Below are 20,651 nucleotides of genomic sequence, written 5' to 3' on the forward strand. Positions count from 1 at the left end.
TGCGCGACGCCCCATATCGGAAAATCGAAGAAGCAACCGGCAGACGATCCACTTATCTGTTGCCAATCGCTGTTCAGACTAACCCGGCCACCTCTATATCGATGATGGCCTGCGCGCCGGTTTTCTGTCGTTCGAGGATCTGCTGGCCCTGCCATCGGCCGCGCGCCAGTGGGATGCAATCCGCAGGCGTTTCAGCGATGTGCCAGAGGCAAGGCTGCAATCGGAATTCGTTCGCGACCAGATCGGCCTGATGGTCAATGACGTCATTGCCTCTACCCGGGCCAGAATCGACGCGCTGGGCATCGGCGATATCGAGGACGTCCGCGCAGCCGGGCAGATGATTGCCGGGTTTTCCGATGCCATGGCCGAGCAGGAACGGGCGCTCAAAAGGTTCATGTACGACCGGGTCTATCACCACCCGCGTCAACTGGAAGCGGCCGACCTTGCGCGGCAGGTCATCGGGGCTCTGTTTTCGGCCTATCACGACGATCCGAATCTGCTGCCGGAAGACTGGCGGCAGCGGCTCCCCGTAGCCGAGCCCGAGAAGAGCAGGCATATTGCCGATTTCCTGGCTGGCATGACCGATCGCTTCGCGTTGAGCCAGCATCGCCAGATCTTCGGCTTTGCGCCCGAAGGGCTGAGCCACGTTTGAACAGGATTTTGTGCGTCGCAGCGCAATTTGATTGACAGCCATCCGACGTTTGCGCATTCCGGCCAGGTCGATGGAAAGAAATTTCCATGAGACGACACGGGAGAGCGCGGTGGGCAACCATCGCCACCGAAGGAGCAACCGCCCCGGAATCTCTCAGGTCATCGGGACCGTGTCGTTGATCGGCGCTCTGGAAAGAGGGTGGCTTTGCAAGGCCGCTCCACCGAAGGGGTAAATGGAAGGCTTCCGGCCTTTCATGAAAGCTCTCAGGTTCAAGTGACAGAGGGGGTTGGATGCTGGCAGGGCCCTGGGGTCGTGCGTCGCTTCCAATTCCAAGCTGCCGGAGTGCCCTGATGACCGATAATATTGCCGACATGATGGAACGCGTGGCCGATCGGCTGCTGCCACTCGACGCATGGCACCGCGCTCGCGGAGCGCGCATGGTGCCGTTCGCCGGATACCAGATGCCCGTGCAGTATGAGGGGGTGATGGCCGAGCATCTGTGGACCCGCGAAAATGCCGGGCTGTTCGATGTCAGCCATATGGGCCAGGTGCTGCTCACCGGCGATGCTCCCGATCTGGCGCTTGAAGCGATCGTGCCGGGCGAGATCCAGAAGCTTGGCGTCAATCGGATGCGCTATTCGGTCCTGCTGGAAGAAAACGGCGGCATTCTGGACGACCTGATGGTCACCCGCCGCGAGCGCGACCTGTATCTGGTCGTCAATGGCGCCTGCAAATACGACGATCTTGCCCATATGCGCGAGACCTTCCCCGACGAGGTGGTGATCACGCTGCTCGACGAGCGTGCGCTGTTTGCGCTGCAGGGGCCCAAGGCAGGCGAAGCACTTGCGAGCCTGATCCCTGATGTGGCATCGCTCTACTTCATGCAGGCGGGCAGCTTCACGCTCGATGGCATGTCGCTGTGGATCAGCCGATCGGGCTATACCGGCGAGGACGGTTTCGAGATCAGCGTCGATTGCGACCATGCCGCAGCGCTGGCCGATCGGCTGTGTGCGCTTGATGTGGTCAAGCCGATCGGCCTGGGTGCGCGCGATTCGCTGCGGCTCGAAGCTGGTCTTCCTCTCTACGGCCATGACCTTGACGAGAGTGTCAGCCCGGTTGAGGGCGATCTCAGCTTTGCGATCAGCAAGCGCCGCCGTGCAGAGGGCGGATTTGCCGGAGCCGAGCGCATTCTTGAGGAGCTGGAAGAGGGTACCGACCGCAAGCGTGTTGGTCTTTCGGTCGAAGGCCGTCAGCCGGTGCGTGAGGGCGCCGAGCTGTTCGTCGGTGATCGCATGGTCGGCAAGGTGACCTCGGGCGGTTTTGCTCCGACACTCGGCGCGCCGATCGCGATGGCGCTGATCAAGTCCGCCTTCGCCCCGTTGGGCACCGTGCTGGAAGCCGAGGTGCGGGGCAAGCGCATTCCGGTGACCGTCGCCCCGATGCCCTTCGTGCCGCACCGCTATCACCGGCCCAAGACCGCCTGAACATCAAACGTCCCGATGGAGTGATACCATGAGCCGCTATTTTACCGAAGAACATGAATGGGTTGAAGTCGAGGGCAAAATCGCCACGGTCGGCATCACCGAATATGCGCAGCAGCAGCTGGGCGATGTGGTGTTCGTCGACGTGCCCGCCGAAGGCAAGCAGTTCGACAAGGGCGACGAGGCCGCGGTCGTCGAATCGGTCAAGGCCGCCAGCGACGTGTACAGTCCTGTCTCCGGCACCATTGTCGAAGGCAATGAGGTGCTGGCTGACGAACCTGGGCTCGTCAATTCCGACCCAGAGGGCGATGGCTGGTTCTTCAAGCTGCAGCTGACCGACCAGGGTGAGCTTGATGCGCTGATGGATGAGGCTGCATACAAGAAGTTTGTTGCAGGTCTCTGATTTCCAAGATTTTCTCTGAGACAAGGACATAAGTCGCAATGCGCTATCTCCCCCTCAACACCCAGGATCGCAGCGCGATGCTCGCCTCGATGGGCGCTGCATCGATCGAAGACCTTTTCGTCGACATTCCCGAAGAGGCACGGCTGAGTGGTCCGATCCACGGCCTGCCCATGCACGCGCCGGAAATGGCGGTCGAACGGCACATGAAAGCGCTCGCCAGCCAGAACCTGGTGGCAGGGGATGTGCCCTTCTTCATGGGTGCGGGTGCCTATCGGCACCATGTGCCCGCCTCGGTCGATCACCTGATCCAGCGCGGCGAGTTCCTGACCGCATATACGCCCTATCAGCCCGAAATCGCGCAGGGCACGTTGCAGATGCTGTTCGAATTCCAGACCCAGGTGGCGAGGATTCTGGGCTGCGACGTCGCCAATGCGTCCATGTATGACGGATCGACCGCATGCTGGGAAGCGATCAGCATGGCACGGCGCATTACCAAGCGCGCAACGGCCCTGCTGTCGTCGGGCCTCCACCCGCATTATGTCGGTGTCGCCAAGACCATGGCGCGCTTCACCGGCGATGCACTGGTCCATCAGGCGCCCAGCCTGACCGCCGAAACCGATATTGCCGGCCTGATCGGCCAGATCGACAAGAATACCAGCTGTGTTGTGGTGCAATATCCCGACATTCTCGGCCGCGTCGAGGATCTGTCGGCTCTCGCCCATGCCGCTCAGGCTGCAGGCGCGCTGCTAATCGCGGTAGTCACCGAACCTGTGGCGCTCGGCGCGTTGCGGAGCCCCGGTGAAATGGGCGCGGATATCGTGGTTGGCGAAGGCCAGTCGCTCGGCGTGGGCCTGCAATTCGGCGGTCCCTATGTCGGCCTGTTCGGGTGCAAGCAGAAATATGTCCGCCAGATGCCGGGCCGCCTGTGCGGCGAAACGGTCGATGCCGAGGGCAAGCGCGGTTTCGTGCTGACGCTGTCGACTCGCGAGCAGCATATCCGCCGCGAGAAGGCGACCAGCAACATCTGCACCAACAGCGGTCTGTGCGCGCTTGCATTCAGCATCCACATGACGCTGCTGGGCGAAAAGGGTCTGCGCGGCCTGGCGCAAGTCAATCATGCAATGGCGGTGACTGCGGCCGAACGACTCGAAAAGGTTCCCGGCGTCACGCTGCTGAATGAGAGCTTTTTCAACGAGTTCACACTCGTTCTTCCCAAGGACGCGCGCTCGATCGTGCGTGCGCTGGCCGATCGCAAGATCCTGGGCGGCGTATCGCTCGGCAGACTCTATCCGGACGAAGCCGAACTTGCGAACGGACTGGTCGTGGCCGTGACTGAAACGGCTACGGTCGAGGACATCGAAGCCTTTGCCACGAATCTTGAGGAGCTGCTGGCATGAGCATGAACAATCAGGGCCGTCCGACTCGTCCCGCGGAAGACACTGGCGCAGCGTCGGCGATGGCCACCAGCACGGGCAACCGCGCGCTGATGCTCGAAGAAGCACTGATCTTCGAGATCGGCGATTCGAACCGCACCGGCGTCGATCTGCCCGAAGCCCCGAGGGCCGCCTCGCGGCTCGGCGGGCTGGAGCGCAAGTCGGCCATCGGCCTGCCGGGCCTGTCCGAGCAGGAAACGGTGCGTCATTACACGCGCCTCAGCCGCCAGAACTATGCCATCGACCTTGGCCTTTTCCCGCTGGGATCGTGCACGATGAAGCACAATCCGCGGCTTAACGAGAAGATGGCGCGCCTGCCCGGCTTTGCCGATATCCACCCGCTGCAGCCGATCCACACGGTGCAGGGTGCGCTCGCGGTGATCGACGAGCTGGGCGACTGGCTGGTCAAGCTGACCGGCATGGCGGGCGTCGCGATGTCGCCCAAGGCGGGTGCGCATGGCGAACTGTGCGGGATCCTGGCGATCCGCTCGGCGCTCGAAGCACGCGGCGACAAGCGCTCTGTGATCCTTGTTCCCGAAAGCGCGCACGGTACCAACCCGGCGACGGCAGCGTTCGTGGGCTATCAGGTCGAGGACATTCCCGCCAAGCCCGATGGGCGCGTCGATGTCGATGCCCTGAAGGCCCGGCTCGGACCCGATGTCGCGGGCGTCATGATCACCAACCCCAATACCTGCGGCCTGTTCGAGCGCGATCTCAAGATCATCTCTGACGCGGTGCACGAGGCGGGCGGCTTCGTCTATTGCGATGGCGCGAACTTCAACGCGGTGGTCGGCAAGGTGCGTCCGGGCGATCTGGGCGTCGATGCGATGCACATCAACCTGCACAAGACCTTCTCCACGCCGCATGGCGGCGGCGGTCCAGGCTCCGGGCCGGTGGTGTTCTCCGAGGCGCTCGCCCCGTTCGCCCCGCTGCCGTTCGTCGAGCGCACCGAGGACGGCAAGCTCGCGCTGATCGAGGAAGAGAGCATGGAGGACCATCACGCCTCCAGCTTCGGCCGCATGGTGGCCTTCCATGGCCAGATGGGCATGTTCACCCGTGCGCTGACCTATATTCTCAGCCATGGCGCCGATGGCCTGCTTCAGGTCGCGGAAGATGCGGTGCTCAATGCCAATTACGTGCTTCGCTCGCTCGAGGACGTGCTCGATGCACCGTTCGCCGCCGCGGGGCCGTGCATGCACGAGGCGCTGTTCTCGGACAATGGTCTGGCCGAGGGCTTCTCTACGCTCGACATCGCCAAGGGCCTGATCGACGAGGGGTTCCACCCGATGACGGTCTATTTCCCGCTGGTGGTCCATGGCGCGATGCTGGTCGAACCGACCGAAACCGAAAGCAAGGCGGCGCTCGATCAGTTCATCGGCGCATTGCGCTCGGTTGCGTTGCGGGCCAAGCAGGGCGACCCGTCGCTCCACAGCGCGCCGCATTTCGCACCGCGCCGCCGTCTCGACGAGACGCTGGCCGCGCGCAAGCCGGTGCTGGTCTGGACCGAGCCGGTCGTCGAACAGGCCGAAGCGGCGGAATGATCCTGAAACCCGCCCGGCAGTCAACCGGGCGGGTTTTTCATATCCAGCGGCGGACGCGCGCGCAGTAGTCCTCGAAAGGTTTGCCAAATCGCGCGCGCAAGTAACTCTCTTCCTTGGCTATTACCGCCCGGTCTATGGCGATGAAAGCAAAGGGGGCAAAGGCCAGGATCCCCATGCTGGCCTCCCAGACCGCATAGCCCAGCTGGATCATCAGCATACCCAGATACATGGGATTGCGCGTGTGACGATAGGGGCCGCGTGCGATGATGGCCTGACTGGGCGTCCATGGCTCCGGGTTCTCGCCATAAGCGCGGAACATTCCGAGCGAGACGATGATCAGGCCGATGCCTGCCATCATCAGGGCAAAACCCGGCCATTCGAGCATCCGAGCCGCCGGAATGGGCGGCAGTGCCGCCAGGCGGTCAAGCAGCAGGCCCAGCAGTATGAAGCCCAGGAACACCAAGGGCGGGGGAAAGCCGACGGCAGGGGCAATACTGGGGTCGATGCGGGGCAATTGCGGCGGTTCGTCATCCATGCGCGCCAAGCTGGCGCTTCTGTTCGCGCGATGCAAGCCGTGTGGCCATTGCCGTGCCGCATGGTTCGCGCCATGATGGCGTCATGACCGGACCCAGACCATGGCTTATCGATGAGGCCGGCGACGATGTGCGCCGCCACGCCCCTGCCACCGTGCGCAATCGCGATGCCATCACGGCGGTGCTGCGCGATGTCCTGCCACGGGACGGAACCGTGCTGGAAATTGCCAGCGGCAGCGGCGAGCATGTCGTGCATTTCGCGGCTGCCTTCCCTCACCTCCAATGGCAACCAAGCGATTGCGAGCCCGCCGCGCTCGGTTCCATAGCGGCGTGGTCTGGCGAAGCAGGGCTTGCCAACATCCTTCCGCCGCTGCCGATCGATGTCGAGCATCCAGACTGGCCCATTGCGAATGCGGCTGCGATCGTCTGCATCAACATGGTGCATATCAGTCCGTGGAGTGCCACGCTGGCGCTGTTCGATCACGCCGCAAAGTTGCTGAAGCCCGGGGCGTCGCTCTATCTTTATGGGCCATTTGTCCGTCATGACGTCACGACGGCGGAGAGCAATCTGGCCTTTGACGCGTCGCTCAAGGCGCGCAATCCCAGCTGGGGCCTGCGCAATGTCGACGAGGTGGATTTGGTCGCTGCCGAATACGGCCTTGTCAGAGCGGATCTGATCGAGATGCCCGCGAACAACTTGTCACTGGTCTATCGGCGGGCATAACGCAAATCTATTGTCAAGCCGCGCGCTTTCTGCCTAGCCTGTATGGCGATCGGGCAGAACCGCAAAGGTTCGCCCGCCTGCTGGACATGTGGGAGAGAGAGATGCTGGCGACCACCACCAATACGCGTACCGATCTTGGATCGACGATCCGCTACTGGGCCGAGGAGCGTCCGGACGCCATTGCCATGGATGATGGCACGGAGCGCATCACTTATCGGCAGCTCGATGACATGGCTGATCGCTATGCTCGCGCCTTTGTCGCTTCCGGTCTGGAGCCCGGCAACCGCATCGCTTGGCTGGGCAAGAATGCGAGCCTCTATTTCACGCTGCTGATAGCGGCGAGCCGGGCCGGTCTGGCCATGGTTCCGGTGGGCTGGCGGCTTGCGGTGCCGGAAGTGCGCTATATCCTGTCCGATACACAGGCAGCGCTGCTCGTCTGCCAGCCGTTTTCGGCCGAAACCGCCAGGGCGGCAGCCGAGGGACTGGACAGCCTGAAAACTCTGCTGATCGATGTCGAGGGTGATATTTCGGGGCTTCGGTCGCTCGATGCCTGGGCGGCTGCGCAGGGCGATGCCGCGCTGCCTCAGGTCGATCCGGAACGCGGGGTGCTGCAGCTCTACACGTCCGGCACCACCGGTCACCCCAAGGGTGCAGTGCTATGCAATCGCAACATGTTCGCGCTGCGTCCGATCATCGAAGCTTCGGATGTCGACTGGTACAAGGTGACGGCCGAGGATTCGATGCTCGTCATCATGCCCGTGGCACATATCGCCGGGTCGGGCGTCGGCACGATCGCGTTCTACAATGGATGCCGTGCCGTCATCCGCGCGGAATTCACCCCTGATGCGGTGCTCGATTGCGTGCAGGACGGTGTGACTCACATGTTCCTGGTTCCGACGGCACTGCAAATGGTGGTCAACCATCCGCGCGCGGCGTCGACCGACTGGTCGAAGCTCAAGCTGGTGATGTATGGAGCCGCACCGATACCGCTCGAACTGCTGCGCCAGTGCATGCACGTGATGGGTGCCGAATTCTGCCAGCAATATGGCATGACCGAGACCACGGGCACCTTCTGCGCCCTGCCGCCCGAAGATCACGATCCCGAGGGCAATCAACGCATGCGCTCTGCCGGCAAGGCGCTGCCCGGGGTAGAAATCCGCATCATCGATGCGGCAGGCAACCCGGTTCCCAACGGCACGATCGGTGAGATTGCCACGCGCTCGCCGCTGAACATGACCGGCTATTGGCGCAACGAGGCCAAGACGCGCGAGACGGTCGATGGCGATGGCTGGCTGCGTACAGGCGATGCCGCGTATATGGATGATGATGGCTATGTCTATATCCAGGACCGGGTGAAGGACATGATCATTTCGGGCGGCGAGAACGTGTATCCCGCAGAGGTCGAAAATGCGATCTTCGGTCATCCCGATGTGCTGGAGGTTGCGGTCATCGGCATTCCCGATGAAAAATGGGGCGAGGCGGTGAAGGCCGTAGTGGTGGCCAAGCCGGGACACGAGATCGACCCTGCATCGGTCATCGCCTGGGCGCGCGAGCGCATCGCCCCTTTCAAGGCGCCCAAGAGCGTCGACGTGATTGCGGAAATGCCGCGCAATGCCACGGGCAAGATCCTGCGGCGTGAACTGCGTGCGCCTTATTGGGAAGGTCGGGACCGGGCGGTCGCCTGAGCAGCTTCCCGCGCCAGCCTGTTTTCGCGAAGGGCGATGTACAGCCCCGAGCCGATGATGAGCGGTGCCCCGATCCAGGTCGCGGGCACCGGCCATCGTTCCCAGATAAACCAGCCCACAAGCGCCGCCCAGATAAGGCTGGAATAGTCGATCGGCAGCACCACCGATACCGGAGCGAGCCGCAGGGACCAGGTTATGCCGAGCTGGGCTCCGGCCCCCAGCACGCTCATCAGCAGGATGATTCCCCATGCATGCGCATCGTGCCATTGACCGACAAAGAGCATGGCTATGCTGAGCGGGGCCATCGAGCTGAGCGAAAACCAGAACATCGTCGTGGCCGGGCTCTCGGTTTCTCCGAGCTTGCGAATGATGATGCTGCCAAAAGCAGTGATCGCGACGCCCGCCAGTGCCACGAGCGCGCCTGCCAGCGGGATGTGGCCATCGCCCGGCTGCACGACGATGAGCACACCGATCAGACCCGCAGCGATCGCGGTCCACCGATGGAGCCCAACGGTTTCCTGCAGGAGCAGGATGGAAAGAAGTGTGGCCACGATTGGCACCATGAAGCCGATCGCCGTCGCTTCGGCTATGGGCAGTAGCGCGAAAGACAGGAAGTTGAGCGACATCGCCGCCATGCCGATGACCATGCGGCTGGCATGAGCCCAGGGCTTGTCGGTCTTCAGCGCCGCCCGCCCGGCACCCGAAAGGGCGAGGGGCAGCAGAACGAGCACGCCACCAAGCTGCCGGTAGAACACGCTTTCAAGCACATGGACGCCGAGATCCGAGGCGAGTTTGACACAAGCGAACATAGCCGTGAGACAGGCCGCAGACACCAGCCTTATCCCGATGGCATAGAGCGTCCTGTTGGCGCTCGGAACAGTATCTTGAGCTGGTTCTGGCAGGTCCATCGGCGCTCTGCTAACAGCAGACGCCGTGCACGTCATCCCGCGAATGAGCGAATTTGCCGCAACAGGGCGGGACAATGCAGAGATTCCTGCATTTTCGCATCGCCCCCGACCAAAAGGGCAGGGGGCTGCACTCTGGCCAAAGCGGGTCGGTTCGATTAATCGCCACGTTCATAAGGCGGCATTTTCCGCCATCACGCTACAGGACCGACATGACCGACCAGTTCGAGCTCACCGAAGACCAGCTTGCGATCCAGGAAGCGGCGCGCAAGTTCACCGCCGACAGGATCACGCCCTTTGCCGCCGAATGGGACGAGAAACACATTTTTCCGCGCGACACGATCAAGGAAGCCGCAGATCTCGGCTTCGCGGCGATCTATGTCAGCGAAGAGAGCGGCGGCATAGGCCTCGGACGGCTCGAAGCGGCGCTGATCATGGAGGCCATGGCCTATGGCTGCCCGTCGACCAGCGCGTTCATCTCCATCCACAACATGGCGGCATGGATGATCGACAGCTTCGCCTCGGACGATCTTAAGGCGCGCTATCTTCCCGATCTCGTCACCATGGACAGGATCGCCAGCTACTGCCTGACCGAGCCGGGTTCGGGATCGGACGCCGCCGCTCTCAAGACCAAGGCGGTGCGCGACAGCGATCATTATGTCGTCAACGGCTCCAAGCAGTTCATCAGCGGCGCGGGCGCGAACGATGTCTATGTGACGATGGTCCGCACCGGCGAGGATGGCCCCAAGGGGATCAGCTGTCTGGTGATCGACAAGGACACGCCCGGCGTCAGCTTCGGTGCCAACGAGAAGAAGCTCGGTTGGCACAGCCAGCCGACGGCGCAGGTGATCTTCGAGGACGCGCGCATACCCGTCGCCAACCGGGTCGGGGCGGAAGGCGATGGCTTCCGCTTTGCGATGATGGGGCTTGATGGTGGCCGCCTGAACATCGGTGCCTGCTCGCTCGGCGGGGCGCAACGCTGTCTGGACGAAGCGATCGCCTATACCAACGACCGCAAGCAGTTCGGCAAGCGGATCAGCGATTTCCAGAACACGCAGTTCATGCTCGCCGACATGGCGACCGATCTGGAAGCGGCGCGCGCGCTGCTCTATCTCGCCGCCGCCAAGGTTACCGCCAATGCACCCGACAAGACCAAGTTCGCGGCGATGGCCAAGCGGCTGAGCACCGATAGCGGTTCGAAGATTGTCAATGATGCGCTGCAACTCTTTGGCGGATATGGCTATCTCCAGGATTATCCGATCGAGCGCTTCTGGCGCGACCTGCGCGTGCATTCGATCCTTGAGGGGACCAACCAGGTGATGCGGATGATCGTCGCACGCGAGATGCTGCGCCAGTGAGGGGAACATCATGACCAGCGATATCCTGACCCGCGTCGAAGGCCGCACCGGCGTCATCAGCCTGAACCGTCCTGGCGCGATCCATGCGCTCACCACGCCCATGTGCCATGCGATGACCGAGGCGCTTGTCAGCTGGATCGACGATCCCGCGATCGATGCCGTGATGATCGATCATGCCGAAGGGCGCGGTTTCTGCGCGGGCGGCGACATCCGCATGCTGGCCACCAGCGGCGCGGCGGACGGCGCAGAGGCGCGTGAATTCTTCTTCATCGAATATCGCCTCAACCATCTGCTGTTCGTCTATCCCAAGCCGGTGATCGCCTTCATGGACGGCATCACCATGGGCGGAGGCGTGGGCCTTTCCATGCCCTCGCGCTACCGGATCGCCACAGAGAACACCCGCTTTGCCATGCCGGAAACGGGGATCGGCCTGTTCCCGGATGTGGGTGGCGGCTGGTTCCTCTCCCGGCTACCGGGCCGGGTGGGGCAGTTCCTCGCGCTCACCGGGGCGCGGCTCGATGGTGCGGAATGCCACGCCTTGGGGCTGGCGACGCATTATCTGGCGTCCGACACGCTGGCCGATTCCAAGCAGCGCCTCGCCTCGGCGCCGGAGGAGATCGACGCGATTCTGAGCGACCTATCGATCACCCCGCCGCCCGCCCGCATCCTGGGCAATCGCGAACAGATCGACCGGCTGTTCGCTTCCGATCGCTACGAAGATATTCTCGCCGGGCTCGAGGGGGACGGTTCGGATTGGAGCGCGAAGGAGCTCGCGACCTTGGGCCACAAGTCGCCCCAGACGTGCAAGGTTGCTCTGCGCCAGCTCAAGGAAGGCGCACAAATGCCTGACTTCGCGGCCGAAATGCGCCAGGAATATGCGATCGGCGCGCGCGTCGTGCAGATGCACGACTTTATCGAGGGCGTGCGCGCGTTGATCATCGAGAAAGACAATGCGCCGCGCTGGAACCCCGCCACCGCAGAGGGTGTGAGCGATGCGCTGCTCGATACCATCTTTGCACCTCTGCCTGAGGATCAGGCCTGGACCCCCTTGGAGATTGCCCGATGACCTATGAAACGCTTCTCGTCGAACAGCGCGGTGCCGTCACGCTGATCACGCTCAACCGTCCGCAGGCGCTCAACGCTCTGAACAGCCAGGTGCTTGCCGATCTGATCGCAGCGCTTAGCGCCTTCGATGCCGACCCGTCGCAGGGCTGTGCCGTGCTGACCGGTAGCGAAAAGGCCTTCGCCGCTGGGGCCGACATCAAGGAAATGGCGACGCAGAGCTTCGCCGACATGTACGGCAGCAATTTCTTTGCCGGCTATGATCGCGTCACTGCCACGCGCAAGCCGGTGATTGCGGCGGTCGCGGGCTATGCGCTGGGCGGCGGCTGCGAGCTTGCAATGATGTGCGATTTCATCATCGCTGCCGACAATGCCAAGTTCGGCCAGCCAGAGATCAAGCTCGCCGTCACCCCCGGCATGGGCGGATCGCAGCGCATGGCGCGTGCGATCGGCAAGGCCAAGACGATGGACATGTGCCTCACCGGGCGAATGATGGACGCGACCGAAGCCGAGCAGTCGGGCCTGGTCGCGCGCGTCGTCCCCCTGGCCGAGCTCGTCGATGAGGCCGTCAAGGCTGCTCAGACCATCGCGGGCATGGCGCCGCTCGCCACGCTGGCGGTCAAGGAAATGGTCAACGCCGCGTTCGAAACGACGCTGCAGCAGGGCGTCGTTTTCGAGCGCCGCCTGTTCCACGGCCTGTTCGGCAGCGAGGACCAGAAGGAAGGCATGGCCGCGTTCGTCGAAAAGCGCCCCGGCCAGTGGACCGGACGCTGATCGAACCAGATCGGGCGTTGATGCGTCATGGCTTAAAAATGATCGGCAGCGTGATTATCTTCGGCGCCTGACCGGAGATTTATAATCCATGCCTGCTACCCAGAGCCCCGCCCGTCCGCCGCATCCCTTGCTGACCTTGAGCGAGGGGAGGGCATTTTTCGAGCTTGGCTCGTTTCTCGCCTTGCGGCGCGCGATGCGGCACTTGCCCAAGGGCGATGGGCATTCGGTGATCGTCTTGCCGGGGTTCCTTGCGAGCGACAGCTCCACCCGCCCCCTGCGAGGATTGCTGGACGATCTCGGCTATTCCAGCTTTGGCTGGGAACTCGGGCGCAACGTTCGCTTCGATAATGCGCGGGAGCAGGCACTCTATGCGCTGCTCGACCGGGTGCACGCCGATTCTGGCAGGACGGTTTCCCTGATTGGCTGGAGCCTCGGCGGATTGTTTGCCCGCGAAATGGCCAAGCAGAGCCCCTCGAAAGTACGGCAGGTCATCAGCCTGGGAAGTCCCATTTCGGGCGACAGGGGTCATACCAATGCCCGCCATCTCTTCGAGCGGTTGAATGGCAAGGACCCCGAGCCCCTGCGGCAGGGCCGCTTCCGCAACCTGGAAGAGGCCCCACCGGTGCCTACCACGTCTATCCTCAGCCGCAGCGACGGGATTGTCGCGTGGCGTGGGTCCGTGCAGAAGCCGGGGCCGAAGGCCGAAACGCTGGAGGTATTCTCGAGTCATTGCGGGCTTGGGGTCAATCCCATGGTGATGTACGCGATCGCGGACCGTCTTGCTCAGCAGGAAGACGATTGGAAGCCGTTTGCCCGCACGGGTTGGCGATCGCTCGCCTTCCGAACAATTGAATGAGGCAGATCGGATTCCGCATTCCAGACGCCTGCTGAACCGGCAGCATTGGTGCTGATTGCTGATTTTTTCCGGATCTTGAGGAGGTAACTCGTGCTGCAGAGTGTTTGGGCTCAGCTGGCGCTGGCCATGTCAGCTCTTGCGGGCACCGCAGCGATTGCGGACGCTCGCCGCATGCGCCGACGCAATTTTGACCGGGTCGGTTTCATGCCATGGTCGATGATCTTCATCCTGTCGCTTGTCATAGCCGTCTGCGCCACGGCCTTCGCTCTCAAGGGCTATTGATCTTGGCAGTCCCCCTTATCGGCGTGGTGACACCCCCTCATGCCGCACCTCCTGGCTGGCGATATATCGTTGCTCCATAAGCGTAAATGATCAATAGTTCTCCATGAAGACAAACAGTAATGCAGCAGTCTGAATGGTTTCGACACACAGGTACACAAACGTCACTACATTAAATTCCGTTCATGTTTGAACCGACAATTGCAAATACCGCCCGATGCATGGAATATCGAGTACATGCGGGGGTGTGATCATGCGGAATATCGTGGATACAAGAACAGGGCTGGGCTTTGCGCTGGCAGCGTGCTTGCTGCTCTGCGGTTGTGGTGCGCGGTGGAACACGGCCTTTCGAGATCGCAACATTCCGACGGGTTCGGCATCGGTAATCACCGTTGACGCCAAGCAGCGTCATGTCCTGATCCAGCCGACCGTGGAGACCGATGGCTCTGGACCGTCACCGACGAGCCTGCGAATGTGCGCCGAACCGGCACCAGATGTCTTTGCAGTGATTGCAGCCAGTGGATCCGGTTCGATCGGCTTTGACGCGAGATCGCAGACCGGGCAGGGAGGCCTCAGCATTTCCGCATCCGAAGCCGGGGCGACCATCGAACGCACACAAACCATCAATCTGCTGCGGGAAAGCTTCTACCGGACATGCGAACGGTATCTGAACGGCGCGATTTCGCGCGAATCTTTCATCGTACAGGCAGGCCGCGATGCACGTGCCATGGTCGCCATTCTGGCGATCGAACAACTGACCGGTGCAGTCAAGCGGCCAGCGACGATCATCAGCGGCCCTGCAGTAGCGACAAGCGCGCAGATGTCGAGCGAACTGGTGACGCTCTACGCCACAGCGGCAAAGCGCAGAGAGGCAGCAGAAAAGGCCTATGCGCCGGTCAAGGACAAGGAGACGGCCGACTGCAGCAAGGTGCCTGCCGATGGCAAGGCGGCGTGCGAAGCGGACAAGGCCAAGGCTGTGGCGGCCAAGGCAGAATTGGATAGTGCAAGCGCGCAGGTGGCGGAAATCGTCAAGCTGTCGGGCAATGTCGGCCCGGCCTTGCAGGCAGGGGCCTCTACGAGTGCCGGAGCCGTCCTGCCAGGCGGGGCAGACAAAGGCGCGTCCGGAACCGAAATCGGCAAGGTCGCGGACGCTGTTGTCGCCATCGCACGACAGGTGATCGAAGTCGATGACATGCGCCTGTTCTGTATCGAAGATGTGGCGGCAAAAGGCGACAGCAGCGCGCTCTATGATAGCTGCCTGGCGCTCCTGAGCGGCGCGGCCAAGTTCGAAGCGGAACGCTTTTCCCGCGACACATACGCGCTGCGGCAGGCGCGAGACCGCAGAACACAGGCTTTTCAGGGGTTCGCGCCCGGAACTTTCGATTGTCCCGCAATAGCCGCAACCGTCGGTCTCAGCCCGCGAGAGACATTAGCCCTGTGCAGCGGCGATCCCGCAGTCTCGAGAGATGCGTTCTTCGAGCTTTCACCCGGTCAGCAACAGGCGATCCTGAACCAGATGCAATAAGGAGCAGTCAGATGTCGAGAATTGTAACGATTGTCGGACCGAACGCAGACCAGGTTGAGGAACAGGCATCAGCAATTGGCGGTGAACGCCTTTTCGACAACCGCGCGGAGGATGTCGAGCTCGACGAGTACAAGCATATTGCCTTCCCGGAGATGGTCGGAGCCCGAAGCAAGGAACTCGTGGTCAATCACTACGAGAAGGGCAAGATGCTCTACGTGATCATACTCAAGAAATGACAAGCCGGACGTCCCTCGATGGGTTGCCTTGAGGATCAGGACCGGGGCATTCAGGATCGCGCCGAGCCGTCGGCTTACAAACAGGCTTCCAGGAACGCCTGTTCGAAACCGAACTGCCGGGCCTTTTCCAGCGTATAAGGGCGAAGGCCCGTCGAGCGATATTCGCCGATGATTTTGCCGTCGCTGCCTTCGTCCAGATATTCGAACTTGAACAGTTCCTGGGTGACGATGACCTCGCCCTCCATTCCGATAACCTCGGTGACGTTGGTCACGCGGCGCGAACCATCGCGCAGGCGTTTCACCTGGACGATGATGTCGACCGACTCGGCGATCTGGCGGCTGATCGCTTCCTTGGGGATCTTGATGTCGCCCATCAGGATCATGTTTTCCATACGGCCGAGCGCCTCGCGCGGGCTGTTGGCGTGAAGCGTACACATCGATCCGTCGTGACCGGTGTTCATCGCGGCGAGCAGGTCGAAGCACTCCGCGCCACGAATTTCGCCCAGGATGATGCGATCTGGACGCATACGCAGCGCGTTCTTGACGAGATCGCCGATGCTGATCGCGCCCTTGCCCTCCAGGTTCGGCGGGCGCGTTTCGAGCGGCAGCCAGTGCGGCTGCTGCAGGCGAAGTTCGGCCGCGTCCTCGATGGTCAGCACGCGTTCGCCCGGATCGATCATCTTCGACAGCGCATTGAGCATCGTCGTCTTGCCCGAGCCTGTACCACCCGAGATGACGATGTTGAAGCGGCAGGCCCCGGCGATCTTGAGCGCGGTCGCCATCTTTTCCGACATGGCGCCCCAATCCTTCAGATTGTCGAGCGTGATCGGCTTTTCGGAAAACTTACGAATGGAGATCGCGGTGCCGCGCAGCGACAGCGGCGGGATGATGACGTTGACGCGGCTGCCGTCCTTCAAGCGGGCGTCGGCCAGCGGCGTGGTCTGGTCGATGCGGCGACCGACCTGGTTGACGATACGCTGGGCGATCTGCAGCAGATGTTCCTCGTCGCGGAACTGGATCGGCGCGATCTGCAGCTTGCCCTTCTTTTCGATATAGGTCTGCTCCGGACCGTTGACCATGATGTCGGTGATTTCCGGATCGTTGAGCAGTTCCTCGAGCGGACCGAAGCCGAGCAGCTCGTCGATAAGCACCTTTTCCAGCGCAAACTGCTCGCGCCGGTTGAGCGTGAGCTTGAGTTCGGCGAGCACTTCGAGGATGATCGGGCGGAATTCCTCGGCCAGCTCGTCCTTGGTCAGCGTGGCAGCGGCTTCCGGATCGACGCGTTCGAGCAGGCGCGGCAGCACTTGTTCCTTGATCTTGTGGACCGAGGCTTCGAATCCTTCGACTTTGGGGCCGGTATCGGCAATCGAATTTGCACGATCCGACAGACGCGTCATCGCATCGTTCAGCGCCGCGCTTTCGGGCGTCATGTCGATCATGTCGAGGCTGGGCAGATCGACGGAATCAAGATCAGGGAACTGTTCGCCGCCCATGTCGAGCGAGAGGCCAAGACGCGCTTCTGCAGGGGGAGGGGAGGCAGCGCCTCCCTTCATCGGGCGGGCGACGCCGAAGCTCGGCCGTGCGCCGGGGCCCATCTGTCCAATGCCATTCTTTCTGCCGAACGCGCTCATGGTGACCGATTATCCCGGATAATGTCGCGGGCATCCCCGAAAGCTGCCCAGATGTTGCATGGTGAATAGCCCGGAAACTTTGACAATGTCCTAACAAGGCCTTTCCGAGCGCTCCGCAGCGCACGCATTTGGCCCGTTGGCACTTGCATCCGTGCCATTAATGGGCATTAAGCCGACCAAAGGTTAACAACCCACCAGCAGGCGTCCCGACTTGTCCGAAAATAGGTTGAATGCCGGTTACACCACCGAAGGACGTCCGACTCTCGGCACCGGCATGCTGTTCGCCCTGATCGGCTTTGCGATGCTGTCGTGCGGCGACGGCCTGATCAAGTCGACCGCGGGGCAATGGCCAGGAATGGCCGTGGCGGCTCTGCGCTTCACCTTTGGCGCGATTGGCCTTGGGCTGGTGCTGCTCGTGAGGGAAGGCCCCCAAGGCTTCCGCTTGCCCCGACCCCGAGTGCAATTGGCGCGCGGCTTTTTCCTGGCCGGCGCGACGGTCACCTTCTTCTCCAGCATCTTCCTGATGCCGCTCGCCACGGCCACATCGATCCAGTTCATGGCGCCACTGCTGACCGCAGTGATTTCCTCGATCCTGTACAATGAACGGTTGAGTCCGGGGCGCTGGGTTGCGACCCTGGTCGCCTTTGTTGGTGTGATGATCGTGCTCAGACCCAGCTTCGCCGATCTGGGATGGGCGGCACTGCTGCCGCTGGCCGCAGCTTTCGGAATGAGCGGCCTGATGATCAGCAACGCCAGGGCAGCAGGTTCCGGCAGCGTCCTGCTGATGCAGTTCCTGGTGGCGGCCATCGCTGCCCCCCTGCTCATCCTCTACGCGGCACTCGGGCATGTATCGGGTGTCGCATCGCTGCAGATCGGATGGCCGAGCCTTTATGTCGTGCTGGTCTGCGCAACCGTCGCGGTGACGGCCAGCATCAGCCATATGTTTGTCTACCTCGCCACCGCGCGCAGTTCGGCGGCCACCGTGGCGCCCATGGTCTATGTGCAGATCATCGTTGCCATCGCGATCGGCGTGGTCTTCTATCGCGACTATCCTGATTTCGTCGCTCTGGCGGGAACCGGGGTGATCATCGCGAGCGGTATCTATCTGCTGCGCGACGGAGGCAAATAGGGAAGGGCGGACATGGCACTGACGGGATGGTTGATCGGACTGGCGATGCAGATGGCGACCCTGCCCGTCCCGCCGTCTCTACCCTGCTGGATCGAGGGGCGCTGGGTTTCGGAAGAGGCCGAGGCACGCTGGACCGAAGAGAACTGGACCGGCTGCCGCGCCGAAACGATGCTAGGCACCGGGAGAGGCGGACGCGGCGACGAGGTTACCTCTTACGAATTCATGCGGATCGCCCGCAACGAGAATGGCGACCTGATGTTCTATGGCGCGCCGTTCGGCAATCCGGCAGCGGCGTTCCGGGCGGTCAAGTCAGGGCCACGCGAGGTCGTCTTCGTCAATCCCAACCACGAATATCCGCAGCGTATCCGCTACTGGATGGAAGGCGACATGCTGCTGGCCGAAGCCAGCATGCGCGACGGCAGCAAGGCGCAGGCGTGGCGCTACAAGCGAGTGGTTGGAAAATAATTCAGGGTCAGACTTTCTTCGTCATTCCTGCGAAAGCGGGAATCCCGCTATTGTCGCCCTGCCTTCAGAAAGCGGGACCCCCGCCTTCGCGGGGGTGACGAGAAAAACAGACAGGGAGAGGAACGAAAATCAGCCCGAAACGCGCTCGGCCAGGATCGTCAGGCCCTTTTCATTGACCTCGGCAAAGCCACCTTCGATCGCGATCGTCTCGGGCTGCGCGCCTTCGGATTTGTAGATCGAGACCAGACCGTCGCGCACGGTCGACATCAGCGGAGCATGACCTTCGAGCACGCCGAACTCGCCCTCTGCACCGGGCACGACGACCATGTGGACCGCTTCGGAGCGGACCAGCTTCTCGGGGGTGACGAGTTCAAAATGCAGTGCCATTTCAACTTCCTTTAGGCCCTCTCCCCTGAGGGGGAGAGGGTTGGGAGAGGGGAATGCAAGACGATGCCGCCCCTCTCAACTTCGGCTAGCGAGCAAGCTCGCCAGCCTCCGTATCTCTCCCCTGAAGGGGAGAGAGCATTTGCTGCTTAAGCCGCTTCGGCCAGCGTCTTCGCCTTCTCGACAGCCTCGTCGATGCCGCCGACCATGTAGAAGGCTGCTTCGGGCAGATGGTCATATTCGCCATCGACCACCGCCTTGAAGCTCTTCACGGTGTCTTCGAGCGAAACGAACTTGCCAGGAATGCCGGTGAACACTTCGGCCACGTGGAAGGGCTGCGACAGGAACTTCTGGATCTTGCGCGCGCGGGCGACGGTAAGCTTGTCCTCTTCCGACAGCTCATCCATGCCCAGAATGGCGATGATGTCCTGCAGCGACTTGTACTTCTGCAGCGTCGACTGGACCGCACGGGCGGTTTCATAATGCTCGACGCCGACGACGCGGGGCTCGAGAACGCGGCTGGTCGAATCGAGCGGGTCCACCGCCGGATAGATGCCGAGTTCCGAAATCGCGCGGTTGAGCACGGTCGTCGCGTCAAGGTGCGCGAACGAGGTGGCAGGCGCAGGGTCGGTCAAGTCGTCCGCAGGCACGTAGATCGCCTGAACCGAGGTGATCGAGCCCTTGTTGGTCGAGGTGATGCGCTCCTGCAGCTGGCCCATGTCGGTAGACAGGGTCGGCTGATAGCCCACGGCCGAAGGAATACGGCCGAGCAGCGCCGACACTTCCGAACCCGCCTGAGTGAAGCGGAAGATGTTGTCGACGAAGAACAGCACGTCCTGGCCTTCCTGGTCGCGGAAATATTCGGCGATGGTCAGACCCGACAGAGCGACGCGGGCGCGGGCACCCGGGGGCTCGTTCATCTGGCCGTACACCAGAGCCACCTTGGAACCTTCGCTGATCGCTTCGCCAGCTTCGTTCTTGGCAATAACGCCTGCATCGAGGAATTCGTGATAAAGGTCGTTACCTTCGCGGGTACGCTCACCCACGCCGGCGAACACCGAGGTACCACCATGGCCCTTGGCGATGTTGTTGATCAGTTCCTGGATGAGCACAGTCTTGCCCACGCCGGCGCCGCCGAACAGGCCGATCTTGCCGCCCTTGGCATAGGGAGCGAGCAGGTCGATGACCTTGATGCCGGTGACCAGAATTTCCGATTCGGTCGACTGATCGACGAATTCCGGAGCCTTGGCGTGAATGGGGGCGGAGGCCTTCGCGTTGATCGGGCCGCGCTCGTCGATCGGCTCACCGACGACGTTCATGATCCGGCCCAGCGTTTCGGGGCCCACGGGCATGCGGATCTGCGCGCCGGTATCGGTGACGTTCTGGCCGCGGACCAGGCCGTCGGTGCCGTCCATGGCGATGCAGCGCACGGTGTTCTCACCCAGGTGCTGGGCGACTTCGAGCACCAGACGCTGGCCGTTGTTCTCGGTTTCCAGCGCGTTCAGAATGGCGGGGATTTCGCCGTCAAAGGTCACGTCGACGACCGCGCCGATAACCTGGCTGATCTTGCCGATATTGTTGGTGGTTGCCATGAG

General features: G+C 62.3%; 21 protein-coding genes and 1 riboswitch. Of the genes, 16 read left to right on the forward strand and 5 right to left on the reverse strand.

Features of this window, described 5'->3' with window-relative positions:
* The first annotated feature begins 394 nt into the window (after positions 1 to 394).
* From C7451_RS20300 to gcvPB, 5 genes are all read left to right on the forward strand, one after another.
* Positions 395 to 652, forward strand: coding sequence for a deoxyguanosinetriphosphate triphosphohydrolase family protein (locus C7451_RS20300; protein WP_244182008.1), 258 nt, complete (start codon positions 395 to 397; stop codon positions 650 to 652).
* 87 nt (positions 653 to 739) lie between these two features.
* Positions 740 to 832: riboswitch (glycine riboswitch) on the forward strand.
* 170 nt (positions 833 to 1,002) lie between these two features.
* Positions 1,003 to 2,136, forward strand: coding sequence for a glycine cleavage system aminomethyltransferase GcvT (gcvT, locus tag C7451_RS17070; protein ID WP_110300107.1), 1,134 nt, complete (start codon positions 1,003 to 1,005; stop codon positions 2,134 to 2,136).
* A gap of 28 nt (positions 2,137 to 2,164) precedes the next feature.
* Positions 2,165 to 2,536 carry a glycine cleavage system protein GcvH gene (gcvH, locus tag C7451_RS17075; RefSeq protein WP_110300108.1) on the forward strand — a complete coding sequence of 124 codons (372 nt, stop codon included), beginning with the start codon at positions 2,165 to 2,167 and terminating at the stop codon, positions 2,534 to 2,536.
* 38 nt (positions 2,537 to 2,574) lie between these two features.
* Positions 2,575 to 3,933, forward strand: coding sequence for an aminomethyl-transferring glycine dehydrogenase subunit GcvPA (gene gcvPA, locus C7451_RS17080; RefSeq protein ID WP_110300109.1), 1,359 nt, complete (start codon positions 2,575 to 2,577; stop codon positions 3,931 to 3,933).
* The gene (gene gcvPB / locus C7451_RS17085; protein ID WP_110300110.1) at positions 3,930 to 5,510 is read left to right on the forward strand and encodes an aminomethyl-transferring glycine dehydrogenase subunit GcvPB; all 1,581 of its coding nucleotides are present in this window, start codon (positions 3,930 to 3,932) and stop codon (positions 5,508 to 5,510) included. Before gcvPA ends, gcvPB begins: the two co-directional genes overlap by 4 nt.
* Before the next feature lie 37 nt (positions 5,511 to 5,547).
* Here gcvPB and C7451_RS17090 read toward each other — a convergent pair whose 3' ends face one another.
* Positions 5,548 to 6,045: a methyltransferase family protein gene (locus C7451_RS17090; RefSeq protein WP_110300111.1), complete on the reverse strand. Its 498-nt coding sequence runs from the start codon at positions 6,043 to 6,045 to the stop codon at positions 5,548 to 5,550.
* An 83-nt stretch (positions 6,046 to 6,128) separates the two neighbouring features.
* Between C7451_RS17090 and C7451_RS17095 the strand changes: the two genes are divergently transcribed.
* Positions 6,129 to 6,767 carry a DUF938 domain-containing protein gene (locus C7451_RS17095; protein ID WP_110300179.1) on the forward strand — a complete coding sequence of 213 codons (639 nt, stop codon included), beginning with the start codon at positions 6,129 to 6,131 and terminating at the stop codon, positions 6,765 to 6,767.
* Positions 6,768 to 6,868: 101 nt separating this feature from the next.
* Positions 6,869 to 8,452 carry a long-chain-fatty-acid--CoA ligase gene (locus tag C7451_RS17100; protein WP_110300112.1) on the forward strand — a complete coding sequence of 528 codons (1,584 nt, stop codon included), beginning with the start codon at positions 6,869 to 6,871 and terminating at the stop codon, positions 8,450 to 8,452.
* Here the strand turns inward: C7451_RS17100 and C7451_RS17105 are convergent.
* Positions 8,419 to 9,360, reverse strand: coding sequence for a DMT family transporter (locus tag C7451_RS17105; protein ID WP_110300113.1), 942 nt, complete (start codon positions 9,358 to 9,360; stop codon positions 8,419 to 8,421). The two genes, C7451_RS17100 and C7451_RS17105, sit on opposite strands and share 34 nt — an antisense overlap.
* A 209-nt stretch (positions 9,361 to 9,569) precedes the next feature.
* Between C7451_RS17105 and C7451_RS17110 the strand changes: the two genes are divergently transcribed.
* The 7 genes from C7451_RS17110 to C7451_RS17140 all read left to right on the forward strand — a co-directional run bounded on the left by C7451_RS17110 (position 9,570) and on the right by C7451_RS17140 (position 15,447).
* Positions 9,570 to 10,715, forward strand: a complete 1,146-nt coding sequence (locus C7451_RS17110; RefSeq protein ID WP_110300114.1) for an acyl-CoA dehydrogenase family protein — start codon at positions 9,570 to 9,572, stop codon at positions 10,713 to 10,715.
* 10 nt (positions 10,716 to 10,725) lie between these two features.
* Complete coding sequence (locus C7451_RS17115) at positions 10,726 to 11,781, forward strand: enoyl-CoA hydratase/isomerase family protein (protein ID WP_110300115.1); 1,056 nt, start codon at positions 10,726 to 10,728, stop codon at positions 11,779 to 11,781.
* A complete protein-coding gene (locus C7451_RS17120; protein WP_110300116.1) occupies positions 11,778 to 12,551 on the forward strand; it encodes an enoyl-CoA hydratase in 774 nt (257 codons plus the stop codon). The genes C7451_RS17115 and C7451_RS17120 overlap by 4 nt, the downstream gene beginning before the upstream one ends.
* A gap of 127 nt (positions 12,552 to 12,678) precedes the next feature.
* Positions 12,679 to 13,407 (forward strand): esterase/lipase family protein, encoded by a 729-nt coding sequence (locus C7451_RS17125; protein ID WP_244182005.1) that lies wholly within the window; start codon positions 12,679 to 12,681, stop codon positions 13,405 to 13,407.
* 90 nt (positions 13,408 to 13,497) lie between these two features.
* Positions 13,498 to 13,689 (forward strand): hypothetical protein, encoded by a 192-nt coding sequence (locus C7451_RS17130; RefSeq protein WP_110300118.1) that lies wholly within the window; start codon positions 13,498 to 13,500, stop codon positions 13,687 to 13,689.
* A gap of 250 nt (positions 13,690 to 13,939) precedes the next feature.
* Positions 13,940 to 15,211: a hypothetical protein gene (locus tag C7451_RS17135; RefSeq protein WP_146215400.1), complete on the forward strand. Its 1,272-nt coding sequence runs from the start codon at positions 13,940 to 13,942 to the stop codon at positions 15,209 to 15,211.
* 11 nt (positions 15,212 to 15,222) lie between these two features.
* Positions 15,223 to 15,447, forward strand: coding sequence for a hypothetical protein (locus C7451_RS17140; protein WP_110300120.1), 225 nt, complete (start codon positions 15,223 to 15,225; stop codon positions 15,445 to 15,447).
* Positions 15,448 to 15,521: 74 nt separating this feature from the next.
* Here the strand turns inward: C7451_RS17140 and C7451_RS17145 are convergent, their stop codons facing one another.
* On the reverse strand, positions 15,522 to 17,078 hold the full coding sequence (locus C7451_RS17145; RefSeq protein WP_110300121.1) for a TadA family conjugal transfer-associated ATPase: 1,557 nt from the start codon (positions 17,076 to 17,078) through the stop codon (positions 15,522 to 15,524).
* 211 nt (positions 17,079 to 17,289) lie between these two features.
* Between C7451_RS17145 and C7451_RS17150 the strand changes: the two genes are divergently transcribed.
* Together C7451_RS17150 and C7451_RS17155 are read left to right on the forward strand one after the other, a co-directional pair.
* Complete coding sequence (locus C7451_RS17150) at positions 17,290 to 18,207, forward strand: DMT family transporter (protein ID WP_244182006.1); 918 nt, start codon at positions 17,290 to 17,292, stop codon at positions 18,205 to 18,207.
* Positions 18,208 to 18,219: 12 nt separating this feature from the next.
* On the forward strand, positions 18,220 to 18,672 hold the full coding sequence (locus C7451_RS17155) for a DUF6265 family protein (protein ID WP_110300122.1): 453 nt from the start codon (positions 18,220 to 18,222) through the stop codon (positions 18,670 to 18,672).
* 129 nt (positions 18,673 to 18,801) lie between these two features.
* Here C7451_RS17155 and C7451_RS17160 read toward each other — a convergent pair whose 3' ends face one another.
* Together C7451_RS17160 and atpD are read right to left on the reverse strand one after the other, a co-directional pair.
* Positions 18,802 to 19,059, reverse strand: coding sequence for an ATP synthase F1 subunit epsilon (locus tag C7451_RS17160; protein ID WP_023838318.1), 258 nt, complete (start codon positions 19,057 to 19,059; stop codon positions 18,802 to 18,804).
* Between the two features lie 146 nt (positions 19,060 to 19,205).
* Entirely contained in the window at positions 19,206 to 20,648 is a 1,443-nt protein-coding gene (gene atpD, locus C7451_RS17165; RefSeq protein ID WP_110300123.1) for a F0F1 ATP synthase subunit beta, read from the reverse strand.
* Positions 20,649 to 20,651 lie beyond the last annotated feature (3 nt).

Origin of the sequence: Blastomonas natatoria (assembly GCF_003201955.1) — a bacterium.
In the GTDB taxonomy this organism is placed as follows: Bacteria; Pseudomonadota; Alphaproteobacteria; order Sphingomonadales; family Sphingomonadaceae; genus Blastomonas; species Blastomonas natatoria.

Bases quoted from the DNA above. Each gene is read 5' to 3' on its own strand.
- C7451_RS20300 (WP_244182008.1), top strand. From the start codon at position 395: ATGTACGACCGGGTCTATCACCACCCGCGTCAACTGGAAGCGGCCGAC.
- gcvT (WP_110300107.1), top strand. From the start codon at position 1,003: ATGACCGATAATATTGCCGACATGATGGAACGCGTGGCCGATCGGCTG.
- gcvH (WP_110300108.1), top strand. From the start codon at position 2,165: ATGAGCCGCTATTTTACCGAAGAACATGAATGGGTTGAAGTCGAGGGC.
- gcvPA (WP_110300109.1), top strand. From the start codon at position 2,575: ATGCGCTATCTCCCCCTCAACACCCAGGATCGCAGCGCGATGCTCGCC.
- gcvPB (WP_110300110.1), top strand. From the start codon at position 3,930: ATGAGCATGAACAATCAGGGCCGTCCGACTCGTCCCGCGGAAGACACT.
- C7451_RS17090 (WP_110300111.1), bottom strand. From the start codon at position 6,045: ATGGATGACGAACCGCCGCAATTGCCCCGCATCGACCCCAGTATTGCC.
- C7451_RS17095 (WP_110300179.1), top strand. From the start codon at position 6,129: ATGACCGGACCCAGACCATGGCTTATCGATGAGGCCGGCGACGATGTG.
- C7451_RS17100 (WP_110300112.1), top strand. From the start codon at position 6,869: ATGCTGGCGACCACCACCAATACGCGTACCGATCTTGGATCGACGATC.
- C7451_RS17105 (WP_110300113.1), bottom strand. From the start codon at position 9,360: ATGGACCTGCCAGAACCAGCTCAAGATACTGTTCCGAGCGCCAACAGG.
- C7451_RS17110 (WP_110300114.1), top strand. From the start codon at position 9,570: ATGACCGACCAGTTCGAGCTCACCGAAGACCAGCTTGCGATCCAGGAA.
- C7451_RS17115 (WP_110300115.1), top strand. From the start codon at position 10,726: ATGACCAGCGATATCCTGACCCGCGTCGAAGGCCGCACCGGCGTCATC.
- C7451_RS17120 (WP_110300116.1), top strand. From the start codon at position 11,778: ATGACCTATGAAACGCTTCTCGTCGAACAGCGCGGTGCCGTCACGCTG.
- C7451_RS17135 (WP_146215400.1), top strand. From the start codon at position 13,940: ATGCGGAATATCGTGGATACAAGAACAGGGCTGGGCTTTGCGCTGGCA.
- C7451_RS17140 (WP_110300120.1), top strand. From the start codon at position 15,223: ATGTCGAGAATTGTAACGATTGTCGGACCGAACGCAGACCAGGTTGAG.
- C7451_RS17145 (WP_110300121.1), bottom strand. From the start codon at position 17,078: ATGAGCGCGTTCGGCAGAAAGAATGGCATTGGACAGATGGGCCCCGGC.
- C7451_RS17155 (WP_110300122.1), top strand. From the start codon at position 18,220: ATGGCACTGACGGGATGGTTGATCGGACTGGCGATGCAGATGGCGACC.
- C7451_RS17160 (WP_023838318.1), bottom strand. From the start codon at position 19,059: ATGGCACTGCATTTTGAACTCGTCACCCCCGAGAAGCTGGTCCGCTCC.
- atpD (WP_110300123.1), bottom strand. From the start codon at position 20,648: ATGGCAACCACCAACAATATCGGCAAGATCAGCCAGGTTATCGGCGCG.